At 53.2% G+C, this 13,824-nt stretch carries 10 protein-coding genes and 1 tRNA gene; 5 read left to right on the forward strand and 6 right to left on the reverse strand.

Going from position 1 to position 13,824, the window contains the following annotated elements; genetic code table 11:
* Positions 1–37: 37 nt before the first annotated feature.
* Positions 38–598 carry a fimbrial protein gene (locus ACOKCT_RS01540; RefSeq protein WP_263951016.1) on the reverse strand — a complete coding sequence of 187 codons (561 nt, stop codon included), beginning with the start codon at positions 596–598 and terminating at the stop codon, positions 38–40.
* An 856-nt stretch (positions 599–1,454) separates the two neighbouring features.
* Between ACOKCT_RS01540 and ACOKCT_RS01545 the strand changes: the two genes are divergently transcribed.
* The 4 genes from ACOKCT_RS01545 (at position 1,455) to ACOKCT_RS01560 (ending at position 6,468) form a co-directional block, all read left to right on the forward strand.
* Positions 1,455–2,561, forward strand: a complete 1,107-nt coding sequence (locus tag ACOKCT_RS01545; RefSeq protein WP_420193091.1) for an NADH:flavin oxidoreductase/NADH oxidase — start codon at positions 1,455–1,457, stop codon at positions 2,559–2,561.
* A gap of 232 nt (positions 2,562–2,793) precedes the next feature.
* Complete coding sequence (locus ACOKCT_RS01550) at positions 2,794–4,152, forward strand: MFS transporter (RefSeq protein WP_180210583.1); 1,359 nt, start codon at positions 2,794–2,796, stop codon at positions 4,150–4,152.
* Positions 4,153–4,177: 25 nt separating this feature from the next.
* Positions 4,178–5,533: an NAD(P)H-dependent oxidoreductase gene (locus ACOKCT_RS01555; RefSeq protein WP_159339187.1), complete on the forward strand. Its 1,356-nt coding sequence runs from the start codon at positions 4,178–4,180 to the stop codon at positions 5,531–5,533.
* 50 nt (positions 5,534–5,583) lie between these two features.
* The gene (locus ACOKCT_RS01560; protein ID WP_103178976.1) at positions 5,584–6,468 is read left to right on the forward strand and encodes an NAD(P)-dependent oxidoreductase; all 885 of its coding nucleotides are present in this window, start codon (positions 5,584–5,586) and stop codon (positions 6,466–6,468) included.
* On the opposite strand, the gene ACOKCT_RS01565 is transcribed toward ACOKCT_RS01560, so the two are convergent.
* Entirely contained in the window at positions 6,461–7,465 is a 1,005-nt protein-coding gene (locus ACOKCT_RS01565) for a substrate-binding domain-containing protein (protein ID WP_420193092.1), read from the reverse strand. The two genes, ACOKCT_RS01560 and ACOKCT_RS01565, sit on opposite strands and share 8 nt — an antisense overlap.
* Positions 7,466–7,684: 219 nt before the next feature.
* A tRNA-Ser gene (locus tag ACOKCT_RS01570) sits at positions 7,685–7,772 on the reverse strand.
* Positions 7,773–7,980: 208 nt separating this feature from the next.
* Here ACOKCT_RS01570 and ACOKCT_RS01575 point away from each other — a divergent pair.
* Positions 7,981–8,838, forward strand: a complete 858-nt coding sequence (locus ACOKCT_RS01575) for an alpha/beta fold hydrolase (RefSeq protein ID WP_420193093.1) — start codon at positions 7,981–7,983, stop codon at positions 8,836–8,838.
* Positions 8,839–8,901: 63 nt separating this feature from the next.
* On the opposite strand, the gene ACOKCT_RS01580 is transcribed toward ACOKCT_RS01575, so the two are convergent.
* The 3 genes from ACOKCT_RS01580 to ACOKCT_RS01590 all read right to left on the reverse strand — a co-directional run bounded on the left by ACOKCT_RS01580 (position 8,902) and on the right by ACOKCT_RS01590 (position 13,606).
* Positions 8,902–10,998, reverse strand: a complete 2,097-nt coding sequence (locus ACOKCT_RS01580; RefSeq protein WP_103178974.1) for a pyrroloquinoline quinone-dependent dehydrogenase — start codon at positions 10,996–10,998, stop codon at positions 8,902–8,904.
* A gap of 12 nt (positions 10,999–11,010) precedes the next feature.
* Positions 11,011–11,376: a hypothetical protein gene (locus ACOKCT_RS01585; protein ID WP_103823334.1), complete on the reverse strand. Its 366-nt coding sequence runs from the start codon at positions 11,374–11,376 to the stop codon at positions 11,011–11,013.
* A 232-nt stretch (positions 11,377–11,608) separates the two neighbouring features.
* Positions 11,609–13,606 (reverse strand): BCCT family transporter, encoded by a 1,998-nt coding sequence (locus tag ACOKCT_RS01590; RefSeq protein ID WP_103178972.1) that lies wholly within the window; start codon positions 13,604–13,606, stop codon positions 11,609–11,611.
* Between the last annotated feature and the right edge of the window lie 218 nt (positions 13,607–13,824).

Here is a 13,824-nt window from a genome sequence, read left to right on the forward strand (position 1 = left end):
AGAGAATGAACAGGCGCAGGGCCTGCTCATGCGGGGATCAGTTATAAACCATCAGGAAGTTTGCAACGCCATTAGCCGCACCCGGGGTGACGGTCTTCTCCGTGGAGACGTAGTCGGCAAAAAAGGGCACCGTGGCTTTACCGGAGGCTACCGGAACGCTCGCTGAAACCGTCCCCAGGACAACCTGAGAGCTGGAAGCGCCGTTGTTATACAATTTAATACCCACACCTTTCGCTCCACCGGCCACCGCCAGCAGGGTGGCATCAAGGGCATCTTTTTGACCATCGAACAGCACGGCAACCGTCGTCACCGACGCCGGACAGTTATCTACCTCAATTTTGAAAGGAGTTTTAGTCGTTTCGGTGCCTGCTGCGGTGAAATAGCTTGCGCCCCATTTCCCCAGGTCAACCTGCACGTCTTTGCTTTTGGTGGTGATATTGCAGGAGGCATCGACGATTTCACCGCTGAACTCCACGATCCCGCCGGTGTTTTGCGTACCCGCGGCAGCACCCGGATTCGTGGTCATATTATTAGAAAATGCGGCACCAGAGGCCAGCGCGCCCGCCAGAATTGCAGCTACGCGAATTTGATCTTTCATTATTACGCTCAACTTTACTTGTTATTCATGATGACGTGGACCGATGACCTTCGGTCATGATATTCATCCCTTATGCGTTTCCCTTTAAACAGAATGCCGCTACTGGTTAACCAGAATGCATTACTCTCCTGATTAATCGCCCTTTATAAAATAATAAAATGCGTTTAATACGCCTACGCACAGAAAATAATATTTCCCGTCACCCTAAAAAACAACCGGGGATCTGCTGCGCAAACTAGCCGTCCCGGCAATGTTGACATGTCAACATTGATATCATTGATTAATATTGATATTTTTGTATTTTATTGCACTATCATGGTGAGAAGTGGCTACATAAAAATAACATTCAGCCCTATAAATTGGCTACCTTTGCAATTATACCCAAGAGGAAAACTAGCAGTGAAATTAATATTAAGATAAATCTTATAACGAACCAATAAACAAAAATCGAATATTAATGTTTACATTAAAATACCTATGCAGAAAACTGAGGTGTTATTTCAAATGCTCTGGACAGGTTTTGAAATAAAGCCCGCACCATGTTTTACTGCCATTATCTGGAGCAACGATAAAGCCGCCCATGTCACGGTGCGCATCGCGCCCCCCACCACATACTCACGGCACACCCCACCCGCAGGAACAGCAAAAAAGTGAAAGTGATTGTCGATTTTCTGATGGCGCATCTTTCAGCAACGTCGCAAAGTGAATAGCGTAATCATTAAAGCGTTGCGTCTGACGCAGCGGACTTTTGCATAAACGGCAGGTTCAGTTATCGTTATCTCTGCGTTATGTTGATGAATATAAGGGTAAAAATCGCCCTCCCCTGTTTCTAACGCTACAATCTGGAGTGACATGTATGTCTCAACCCAAGCTGTTTACACCGTTACGTATCCGCAATCTTGAACTCGACAATCGCATTGTGATCGCCCCCATGTGTCAGTATTCTGCCGAAGAGGGCTGCATGAATGACTGGCATACCCTTCATCTGGGGCAACTGGCCCTTTCCGGTGCGGGTCTGCTTACCATTGAGGCGGCAGCCGTCTCCCCGGAAGGCCGCATTACCTACGCTGACGTCGGGCTCTACGATGACAAAACCGAGGAAGCGATGGGCCGGGTGCTGAATACCCTGCGTAAGTGGTCTGATATTCCTGTTGGCATCCAGCTGGCCCACGCGGGCAGAAAAGCGTCAACGCACAAGCCGTGGGATCATCGGGGGCAGCAAATCCCACCCGACCAGCAAGGGGGCTGGGAGACGTTAGCCCCTTCTGCAGTGCCTTACAACGAGGGCTATGTCCCGCCAACCGCTCTCGACAGCGAGGGCTTAGCCGAAATCCGCAACCAGTTCGCTGAGGCCGCAAAACGTGCTGCCAGACTGAATATCGATCTGATCCAGATCCACGCCGCCCACGGCTATCTGCTCCATCAGTTTTTATCGCCGCTCTCTAATCAGCGCACGGATAATTACGGCGGTTCGCTGGAAAACAGAGCCCGGTTCCCACTGGAAATTGTCGACGCGGTGCGGGAAGCCTTCCCGGCGGAGAGAGCCATCAGCGTGCGTATCTCCGGGACGGACTGGGTGGAAGGCGGATTTAACCTTGAAGAAGCGGTCGAGTTCTCCAGAATGCTGGAAGCGCGTGGCGTTGACGTGATCCACGTCTCCAGCGGCGGTCTGCATCCGGATCAGAAGATTGAGGTCTATCCGGGCTATCAGGTGCCGCTGGCAAGGGCGGTGAAAGCTGCGGTAAATATTCCGGTGGTGGCGGTGGGATTAATTACCGAGCCCGAGCATGCGGAATCCATCGTGGCCAGCGGGGATGCAGATTTCATTGCCATCGCCCGCGGCGCACTCTATAACCCGCGCTGGCCATGGCATGCGGCAGCGGCGCTGGGCGCCCAGGTCCATGCGCCGGAACAGTATCTGCGTTGCCAGCCGCACACCCTGAAGAACCTGTTTAAGTCCTGATGTTTCGGATACCCGTGGCATCACGGGTATCCTTCCCCGTCTGAAAGCATGATCATTTACAACTCGTTAACCTAGTCACAATTTATTAACTTTCTCCGCGCATCTCTTGACTGTTTCTGTATCAGTCGTAAAACTCTTGAAAAAGTAAAACGTTTTACTTTTTCATAAAACTGTCGCGGTATTCATGAATTTTCCGTGATTTTCAGTGGGTTAAACGCTACTGGGATACATCATGAAACACGTAGAAGAGTTCGATAGTACGCTGGCCGGTGTGGGTGTTACGCCTGAGCCAGGCCAAACAGAAATTTCATCGCTGGCAAGGGGGGCGATAAAAAAAGCCAAATTTCGGCTGATGCCCCTGATACTGCTGATGTATCTGCTTGCGTTTATAGATCGCTCAAATATCGGCATGGCCGCGTTAACCATGAATCAATCCCTGGGGTTAACGCCTGAACATTTTGGCTTTGCTGTGGGGATATTCTCCTTCGGTTATATTCTGTTTGAAATTCCCAGCAATGTGCTGCTGGAACGATACGGTGCACGCTTCTGGTTAGCCCGAATCATGATCACATGGGGCATTATTTCCATGGCGATGGCGTTTGCACAAGGCGTGGTGACGCTTAGTATCCTGCGCTTTTTACTGGGCGTGGCCGAGGCGGGACTGGCGCCAGGTATTGTTTTCTATCTCACAACCTGGTTTCCCAAAAAGGAGCTGGCTAAAGTCTTCTCCATTTACTATTTAGGTGTTCCGCTGGCTGCTATTATCGCCAATCCGATCTCGGGTTATATTCTCGATAATTTCCATAATGTTGGGGGGCTGGAGAGTTGGCAGTGGCTATTTTTAATTGAAGGCTGCCCGCCTGTCATCTTATCCGTTGTGGTTTTTCTTTATCTTACCGATAAACCGTCCAAAGCGTCCTGGCTTAAACCCGAAGAGCGTCAGGCTTATCAGGACCTGATGGAAAAAGACCAACAGGCGACCTTGTCCGCCGGACACTCCGGTTTCAGGGAAATGATCAAAGACCGACGAGTCTGGCTGCTGGGGATGGCCTATTTCTTTACCGTCATTGGTCTCACAGGCCTCGGTTTCTGGATGCCGCAGTTTATCAAGCGCTTCGATTACTCTGATACTGTTGTCGGCATGCTGGGTACGATTCCCTATATCGCAGGCGCGGTGGTGATGTGTTGGTGGTCGAATCACTCTGATAAAACCAATGAGCGAACCTGGCATTTTATTCTTCCATCGCTGCTCTTTTCTGTCGGATTTGTGGTCGCCGCTATCAGCGACTCACCCGTGATATCCATGGTGGGGTTAACGCTTTCGACGGTGGGTATGCTGTCATGCGTGCCGACGTTTTATACCCTTCCAGCATCCTTTCTTACCAGCCGAGGCTGTGCCGGTGGCATGGCACTGATTAACTCAATTGGCAATATTGGTGGGTTCTTCGGGCCCTTCCTGGTTGGCCTCGTTATCTCGATTTCCGGTAAATCACAGAGCGGTCTCTATCTGTTAGCTGTCCTGGTTTTGTTCTCGCCGTTGCTGATTTATCTCATGAGCAGAAATCGCCGCCAGATTGCTGGCTGGCGTTAATCCATCCCCCTTAAAGGAGTAGAAAATGAACTTAGCAGCATTGTTAGCTGAGCGTGCCTGTGCCGCAAAATCGGGTTCAGCACAGCCTGTTCGTGTGGGCATTATCGGCGCCGGCAAATTTGGTTCGATGGTACTTGCCCAACTGCGACACCTGGAAGGGCTGCATGTGGTGGCCGTTGCAGACCTGGATGTCCCGAAAGCCCGTGCTGCCCTGGCGCGTGTGGGATGGCCAGAATCGCAGTATCAGGCGCATAACATCGAAGCAGCTTTACGCGAAGGCACAACCTGCGTCGTTGAGGATGCAGAACAGCTGATCCGGTGTGAGCAAATCCACTGCATAGTTGAAGCGACGGGACATCCTCTGGCCGGCACTCGTCACGCTCTCCATGCGGTCGAAAATGGAAAACACGTGGTGATGGTAAATGTGGAAGCCGACGTGTTGTGCGGGCCTTTGATAGCGGAACGTGCGCGCCAGAACGGGGTGATTTACAGCATGGCTTATGGTGATCAACCGGCGATCATTTGTGAACTGGTTGACTGGGCTAAAGCCTGTGGCTTTGAAATCGTTGCCGCAGGTAAAGGGATGAATTACGAACCGCGATACCGCTACTCCACACCGGATACCGTCTGGGGATTCTTTGGCTGGTCTGACGAAGAAGTTGCTGCCGGGGACTTTAACCCAAAAATGTACAACTCGTTTACCGATGGTACTAAAGCGGCCATTGAGATGGCGGCTGTCGCCAACGCAACCGGATTAGACTGTCCCGATAACGGACTGGAATTTCCCCCTGCCGGGGTGCATGACCTGGCGCGGGTCTTCTCTCCGGCATCTGATGGCGGGCGCCTGGGTCGCAGTGGGCTTGTGGATATCGCAGCCAGTCAGGAGCCTGACGGACGTGAGGTGCTTAACAATATCCGCTACGGCGTTTTCGTGACATTTAAAGCCCGGGATGAATACAGCCGGGCCTGTTTCAAACAGTACGGATTACTGACCGACCCAAGCGGCTGGTACGCGTCGATGTGGCGCCCTTTCCATCTGATTGGTCTGGAAACCAGCATCAGTATTCTCTCCGCGGTATTACGAGGAGAAGCTACCGGGACAGCATTAAGTTTCCGGGGCGATGCGGTTGCAACGGCAAAACGCGATCTCAAAGCGGGTGAGATGCTGGATGGTGAAGGCGGGTTTACTGTCTGGGCCAATGCCTTGCCAGCCAGCATCAGTGTGGCACAAGATTTTTTGCCAATGGGGCTGGCCCATCATGTCCGACTGGTGAAGGATGTCGCAAAAGATAAGGCGATTCGTTTCTCCGATGTTCATTTTGACAACAATCTGGATATCGTCGAATTGCGCAAGCAAATGGTCAATCTTGCGGGATTATAAACAGGGTGATACCCGCAACGGCTACTGTTGCGGGTATATCAGGAGGACAAATGAAAAGCGAAATGCGTATTGGCTTGTTGGGTACGGGGTTGATGGGACAACCAGTGGCGCGTCGACTTGTCGCTGCCGGATATTCGGTCACGGTGTGGAACAGGTCGCAAGAAAAAGCGCTGCAACTGGCAAGCGCTGGCGTAAAGATCGAACAATCTGCTTCGCAGTTACTGGCTGACAGTGAGCTCATCATCTGTTTGTTAAGTGATGCAACAGCGTGCGATGAGGTGATATTCAATCACGACTCACTTCAGTACATTGGTCCAGATACAATCATCCTCATGATGAGTACCCTGTCGCCGGACATTGTGGTTGAACAAGCGCGTAAGGCCCATAGTGTTCAGGCCCACTATGTCGATCTCCCTGTTTCCGGCGGAACAACAGGCGCAGAGAAAGGTTCATTATCCTTAATGGCGGGAGGAAACAGGCAGCTCATTGATAGCCTTCGTCCTTTGCTATCACACCTGGGGAAAGTCACGCATGTCGGAGAAGTTGGAGCCGGTCAGCTCACCAAACTTGCAAACCAGATTATTGTCGCCGGAACCTTAAGTTTATTGTCAGAAGCATTTACTCTCGCGCAACGCGGCGGTGCCGATCCAGAAAAAGTGCGCGAAGCCCTACTAGGCGGGTTTGCAGATTCCACATTGTTGCAACACCAGGGCGAACGCATGGTTAAAGGGGACTTTAAAGCTCGGGGCGCTGCAAAGTGGCAGCTTAAAGACACGCGCAGTGCTGTAGCACTGGCGAAGCAGCTTAATTTGACCCTACCGTTAACAGAAACAGTGAATCAACTCTTCAGCCAGATGATTGATGCCGGAGAGGGTGACCTGGATCATTGCGCCATTATTAAGCAAATTCAGCGTTTAAATAATGTGGCTATTTAATCCTGGAAACACTTTCTCTTTTAACTAATATGCTATCCAGTTCGCAGGGTTTTTGCTGTTCACTGGATAAACTCAACAGTGCTTTACTGGCCAGTTCTTCAAGGGGATGTTTTATAACGCTAATGGACGGGCTCAGTAGACGACTCCAGTGACTGTCATGATAAACGATGACGGAAAGGTCATCGGGCACAGCCAATTTTAGATCGCGGATCCGCGACATGATGACCGGTGCGATTGACGTATTGCCAATAATGATTGCTGTCGGTGGATCTGCAAGCGACAGCAATTCATCAAGCGACTGGCTGGCGTGTGGATCGCGAAAATTCTTCACTGCGATAAGCTGTTTATTACATTCAATTCCCTGCGCCTGCAGACCTTTCTTGTAACCTTCCAGTCTTTGCAAAGAAGTGGATGTATTGAGGGGCCCACTTATCCACCCAATACGCCGATGGCCTTGCTCGACCAGATAAGAGGTCGCCTGGCGAGCAGAGGTTTCATTGTTAAACCCAATAACACTGGCGCCTGTAAAATCCTCCAGATAGCGATCGATAAACACGATCGCTATCCCCATGTTACTGATCGATTGCCACATATCCTTATTAGCGCTTGTCGGCGTTGCGATGATGGCTTTGACCCGCTTTTGCATCAACATTTCCAGGCTTTCCCGCTCAAGCAAGGGATCTTCCTGCGTCGTGACCAGGATGACGTTCATCCCCATTTCGCGAGCGCGCCGTACAATGAGATCCGAAATTTCAGAGAAAAAGTCGTTACTGATGTCGGCCACAACCAAGCCGATGGTATTGTTCAGGTTTGTCTTGAGTTCACGCGCGGCGCTCTGCGGGGTGTAACTTAGGGTTTGCATGGCAGCGATAATCCGCTGCCGGGTACGTTCGGAAACTGAACCGGTACCGGGATTCAATACACGGGAGACAACACCGATTGATACTTCGGCTAAAGCAGCGACATCTTTGATGGTGCTTTTCTTTTTATCATTCAATGTAGCACTTCGCCTCACGTCCGCAGAGTAGATAATTTTATGTTAGATCAATCATGTTTCGATGAAAATGATGTTAGTGGCAAAATCACGTATCGATAAAATTTATGACAGCGCTTACCTTCAACCAGGGAAATAAGTTGCGCAGAAGACGTCAACTTTTGCTGAAAAAGCACAAAAGCAAAAAACCCTGCGATATTGCTATCGCAGGGTTTTTAAATTTGGCGGAAGCGTAGAGATTCGAACTCTAGAACCCTTTCGGGTCGCCGGTTTTCAAGACCGGTGCCTTCAACCGCTCGGCCACGCTTCCAGAGTGAGGCGCACTATAAACATCTCTGGAAGTTATGTAAAGCAAAAAATTCAGGAAATTGAATGTGTTCGCCTTTTGTACACCCCCGCACGCATCATCTTCTGCTGACAACCGTCAAATTCCAGACAAGAAAAAATCGCCAGACTCATCAGAAGCGGCTATTGTCTTTTATTCATAACTGGTATGACCACTCAACCAAGGTTTACCTATGCATTCAATGATGATACCGCTAAATGAAAGCGACTCTCTCGCTGCCACGCTTTGGGAGAGAGAAGATGCCCGCGCGCTGGTTATCCTTCACCCCGCGACAGCGGTTGTGCAGGAATTTTATCAGCGTTTTGCTGAGTATCTTTACGAGTATGGATTCAGCGTCCTGACCTATGACTTTCGGGGTACAGGTCGTTCAACGTCGGGGATGCTCCGCAGCTGCAATGTCTCCATGTCAGACTGGATCGAACAGGATGTGGGCTGCATCACGGCCTGGGCCAGGTCACGTTTCCCCGATCTTAGCCTGCTGGCTGTTGGGCACAGCGTGGGTGGGCACGCCGTTCTGCTGTCGACGGCTACCCGGCATCTTCAGGCTGCGGTCATTGTGGCATCCCACGCCGGGGTGACCCGCTCCATAAAACAGACGGCGGAAAAAGTGCGCGTCTGGTGCTTGCTGCGCGTTCTCGGTCCACTCCTCTGCCGTATATTTGGTTATATGCCGGCAAAACGCCTCGGGCTGGGAGAAGATTTACCGGCGCCTGTCATGCGGCAGTGGGGGCGCTGGAGCGCCATGCCGGGTTACTTCTACGACGATCCTGACTGGGATGCGCGTCGAAGAGCGGCTGAGGTCAGGCTCCCTCTGATGGTTATGGGGTTTGACGACGATCCGTGGGCTAATCCTGAGGCCATTACGCGCCTGATAGAGCCGGTCAAAAACGCAAAAATCGACCGCCGCGAGATCCGTCATGCGGATTTTGGCCTGCCCGGCGTGGGGCATATGGGGTTTTTCCGCACGCGCTGTGCGGAAACATTATGGCCCATTGTCGGACAATGGCTGGCGAGTCAGTGCCCGGATTGAGCGAGCAGTGAATATAAAAAGGGGCCCGCAGGCCCCATTATGATGACATTGCGCGTCGAGGAATTATTCAGGCAGGGCGTAAACGACAACCTGGTCGCCTACCTGATCCTTCAGGATCGTATTCCCGCCCGCGACAAACGCCACATACTGACGCCCTTTGTACTCATAGACCGACGGGTTCGCCACAGCCGGGGCTTCAACCTGATCGGACCATAGCTCTTCACCGCTTTCCACGGAATAAGCGCGTACTTTGGCGTCCATAGAGGCACCGATGAAGATCACGCCACCCGCGGTGATAGCCGGTCCGCCGATGGTTGGGGAGCCCCAGCTTTCCGGCATAAAGAAGCCGTACTGCTGCGAGGCGCCAACCGGACGACGCCACTTCACGTCACCCGTATGCATATCCAGCGCGACGATTTCACCAAACGGCGGTTTCCAGCACGGCATGCCCAGCCAGTTATTGGCGACCAGCAGACGCATGCCGTAAGGCGCGCCTTCCTGCGGTGCAAAGCCGCTCTCGTTACCGGCGGTTTTATCGGCTTTATCGTAATCTTCGCGGCTGTAGAGCTTCACGTACTGCACGATATGCGAGGTGTTGACGATAGCGATCTGCTTATTCGGATCGAACGCCACCCCGCCCCACTGCACGCCACCGGCGCTGTCCGGATAGGTCAGCGCCCCCTCGCCTTTGGCGGTAGGCGGTGTGTACATCCCCTCATAGGTCAGGTTATCCCACAGGCGGGAACATTGACCGGCACCCACCATATCGGCCAGCTTCCAGATCTCCGGCTTTTTCGACTGATCGAGCAGCGGCGCAGGTTTGGTCGGGAACGGCTGGGTTGGCGAAAGTTTTTCCCCCTGCACTGAACCGTCGCCCTGCGGCACCGGACGCTCCTCGATAGGCCAGACGTCCTCCCCCGTCAGACGGTTAACCACAAACAGGAAGCCCTGCTTGGTGGCCTGTACCAGCGCCGGGATCTGCTTGCCGTCTACGGTGATATCCATCAGCGTTGGCGCGGAGTTGATATCGTAATCCCACACGTCGTGATGCACCCACTGGCGGGACCAGACCACTTTACCGGTATTGATATCCAGCGCGGTTGTCGAGGTGCCAAGCGGGATCGCATCTACACGGTTACCGCCCCAGTAGTTAGGCGACGGAGAGGAGACCGGCAGATAAACCAGGCCGTTGGCCTCGTCGGCAGACATGTGCGTCCAGACGTTGGCCGTCCCGGTGCGCTGGCGAATCTCTTCCGGGATCGCCTCGAAGGACCATTCCCGCTCGCCGGTCTGGGCATTGATAGAAAATACGGTGCCCGGAGGTGCTTCGGCATAAGCCCAGTCTTTGCCGGCCCAGCCCACCAGCAGGTGATTACCCACCACCGTTGGCGGTTGCAGGATGGAGAGCGGGAATTTGGCATTAACGGTGTTCCACTGATTCACATCCAGCACGCCGTTGTCCGCAAAACCGGTGCAGGGTTTGCCTGAATCGGCATCCAGCGCAAAGAGCTTGCCGTCCACGGTGCCCATATAGACGATCTTCTGACAGGCTTCACCGGCGACCGGCTCTTTGGCCTGCCAGTAGGAGACGCCGCGGTTTTTCAGCACCGGCTGGGTTAGCGCTTTACGCGAAGACTTCGTGTCGTAGTGCCACTTCTCTTTCCCGGTGCCCGGATCCAGCGCAATCAGGCGATCAAAAGGAGTACCGATATAGAGCGTCTCGTTAGCAAAAATGGGCGTTGCTGACCAGACGGTTGCAGGGGTGTCGCCTTTACCATCCGACACATCGCCGGTATGGAACTCCCAGATTTTGGTCAATTTACCGACGTTCTCCGCCGTGATCTGGGTCAACGGGCTGTATTTCTGCGCGTTAAGCTGTCCGTGGAAGCTGTCCCAGGTGGCGGCAGAGGGCACCAGCGGGGTCGCTGGTTGCTCAGCCGAAGCCACTTTTTGTCCCTCACTCTGCCCGGTAGAGGCTTCATCGGTGGTTTTGGTGGTTCCCGGCGCCTGCTGATCCGCTGCATCCACGTTGAGCTCTTCTTGCGTTCCCTGAGAGGCCTCAGTGGCTTTCTCCTGCGCCTGCACAGAGAGTGGCGCGATCAGCAGCGCCAGCGCCGTCATGCTGACTTTCATAAAGGGGTAGTGTTTATCGTTATACACGGGTGAGACTCCTCAGGCTCTGACGCGGGTATTGTGGTGAACGGGCTTGCTGCTCAGCATAATCAGACCAATCAGGCCGACCACCATCGCTGCAGTAATGATGTACTGGTGCAGCAGCGCGGCGGCGAACCCAATACCAATGAGTACCACGAGGGTGACGATAATCAGAAAGATACGCGCCCCACGACCAGATGCGGCACGTAACATCAAGGTCAGTACCGCCAGTACCGCGCTGGCAATGGCGACGCCCAGCGCACCGATGGTATCGGTAACGCCGGTAAGAGGCGTCAGCCAGGCGTATAACGCCACCGCGACGCCAATGACCGCAGCCAGCAGCAGCAATATCGTGCCAGCGCGGGAGGATTGAGAATGTAACATACCAGGAACTCCCCCTATCAAAACAAAATTAACCAATATTTCAGGCTCGTGGATTTATGCGGCTGCGACTTGCATGGGCAATAGCGAAAAACTCAGGCAGTAAGAAAAACAGCGGCATAGATCACTAAACGTAACTGAGTATAGAAGAAGGATTTTAAAGGGGGCGTGCAAACACGGCATAGCCGCGTAGTTGGGCATAAAAAATGCCGCCTGAGGAGGCGGCATAGTGATGTTAACGAACCAGATGCAGGAAGTGCAGATGCTTTTCGTACTGGTCGAGAATATCGTTGATCAGCTGCTCCTGGTTCCAGCTCATCACGTCGTAATTCTGTCCCCCTTCTTTGAGGTAGACTTCCGCACGATAGTATCGGTGTTGCTCCGCCTGCTGTTCGTCGTTGTCTATCGCCGACAGGGCAAAGGTCGGAGAGTTATAGCCCCGCAGCCTCACCTCATAGAGGAAGTTCAGTTCGTTGCCTAAGTCCACCTCAAGACGAATACGATCGTCGGAGGCATCGCTGATTCGACTCACCGTGCCCTGCTTGCTCAACTCCTCCTGCACGAGGATCATCGCCGGTTTGATGACTTCGTCCATAAAGCGTTTCACCAGCGATCGTTTTGGCAGATAGGCAATGTTGCGTAAACGACGCTGCCACGGAATAGGATTGCGGGCAGCGGTCGGCGCAATCGTCGCCATGCTCAGGCTCTCGCGTTTGGTTAAATCCCGACGCAGCGCTTTGAGCAGCCCGTAGATGGAAATCAGCAGGATGATGGAAAACGGTAACGCGCTGGCGATGGTGACGGTTTGCAGCGCGCTTAACCCACCCGCGAGCAGCAGCGCAATCGCCACCACGCCCATCAGCGCGGCCCAGAAAATGCGCTGCCAGACGGGAGTATTGGCCTCGCCGCCGGATGCCAGCGTATCCACCACCATCGCCCCGGAGTCGGCCGAGGTGACAAAGAAGACGATGACCATCGCCATGGCGATAAACGACAGCACAGACGAGAACGGGAAGTGCTCAAGGAAGTTGAAGAGCGCCAGCGCAACGTCCTGCTGCACCGTATTCGCCAGATCCGTTGCCCCCTCGCGCATGATGAGATTGATCGCGCTGTTGCCGAAGACGGTCATCCACATCAGCGTGAAGCCCGCGGGAACAAAGAGCACGCCGGTGACGAATTCACGGATGGTTCTGCCGCGGGAGACGCGGGCGATAAACATCCCGACAAACGGTGACCAGGAGAGCCACCAGCCCCAGTAGAGCAGCGTCCAGCCACCCAGCCAGTTGCTGGATTTTGGCTCGTAGGCGTAAAGGTTGAACGTCTTACTCACCAGCTCGGAGAGATAGCCGCCGGTGTTTTCCACGAAGGATTTCAGCAGCAGCACGGTTGGCCCCAGGCACAGTACCAGCGCCAGCAGCAGTAACGCCAGCCCCAGGTTAAGCTCGGACAGGATACGAATGCCTTTGTCCAGCCCGGAGACCACGGAAATTGTCGCGAGCCCGGTGATGACCACGATCAGGATAACCTGCACCGTTTCGTTGATGGGCACCCCGAAGAGATGATTGAGCCCGGCGTTCACCTGCAGCACGCCATAACCCAGCGAGGTCGCCACCCCAAAAACGGTACCGATAACGGCAAAAATATCAACGGCATGGCCTATCGGACCATGAATTTTGTCGCCAATAATGGGATAAAGCGCCGAGCGCAACGTCAGAGGCAGGCCGTGCCGGTAGCTGAAAAAGGCCAGGATCAGCGCCACAATGGCGTAGATAGCCCATGCATGAAGCCCCCAGTGGAAGAAGGTCAGCCGCATCGCCTCTTTCGCGGCGGTGACGGTCTCGGGCGTACCTACCGGTGGAGAGAGATAGTGCATAACCGGCTCGGCCACGCCGAAGAACATCAGGCCGATCCCCATACCCGCTGAAAAGAGCATGGCAAACCAGGAGTGATAGCTGAAATCGGGCTGGGCATGATCGGGGCCAAGTTTGATATCGCCGTAACGCGACAACCCCAGGAACGTTACGCTGAGTAAGATCAGCGCGACCGCCAGGATGTAGAACCAGCTGGCGTTGGTGAATATTTGCTGCTGTAGCAGTTTAAAATTTTTGTCAGCTACGTCAGGAAAAATCGCTGCAAAAGCAACGAGAAGGAAAATTAACAAAGCAGATGTATAGAATACCGCTTTGTTAATCTTGCTTTCAGACTTCTGGGGGATGGTGTTATTTTCACTCATATTTTATCTATTCCATTAATCCGGATGTGAGGAATCACCTCTTTGAGGTTAGCAAATTTACGCTGCTTATGCAGGTGCTGATGACATTGTCATCGGATTATCTCCTTGTGATTACTGGGTTTAATTTATTGAGATCGGGTCTTTAGTTGGCTGACATAATGTCATCGGACAGGTAAAACGACAAAAGAAAAAGCCCCGCGATATTGCTATCGCAGGGC

Origin of the sequence: Leclercia sp. M-A074-M (assembly GCF_965195605.1) — a bacterium.
In the GTDB taxonomy this organism is placed as follows: domain Bacteria; phylum Pseudomonadota; class Gammaproteobacteria; order Enterobacterales; family Enterobacteriaceae; genus Enterobacter.

Coding starts and splice junctions, on each gene's coding strand:
- ACOKCT_RS01540 (WP_263951016.1), bottom strand. CDS start 598: ATGAAAGATCAAATTCGCGTAGCTGCAATTCTGGCGGGCGCGCTGGCC.
- ACOKCT_RS01545 (WP_420193091.1), top strand. CDS start 1,455: ATGTCTCAACCCAAGCTGTTTACACCGTTACGTATCCGCAATCTTGAA.
- ACOKCT_RS01550 (WP_180210583.1), top strand. CDS start 2,794: ATGAAACACGTAGAAGAGTTCGATAGTACGCTGGCCGGTGTGGGTGTT.
- ACOKCT_RS01555 (WP_159339187.1), top strand. CDS start 4,178: ATGAACTTAGCAGCATTGTTAGCTGAGCGTGCCTGTGCCGCAAAATCG.
- ACOKCT_RS01560 (WP_103178976.1), top strand. CDS start 5,584: ATGAAAAGCGAAATGCGTATTGGCTTGTTGGGTACGGGGTTGATGGGA.
- ACOKCT_RS01575 (WP_420193093.1), top strand. CDS start 7,981: ATGCATTCAATGATGATACCGCTAAATGAAAGCGACTCTCTCGCTGCC.
- ACOKCT_RS01585 (WP_103823334.1), bottom strand. CDS start 11,376: ATGTTACATTCTCAATCCTCCCGCGCTGGCACGATATTGCTGCTGCTG.
- ACOKCT_RS01590 (WP_103178972.1), bottom strand. CDS start 13,606: ATGAGTGAAAATAACACCATCCCCCAGAAGTCTGAAAGCAAGATTAAC.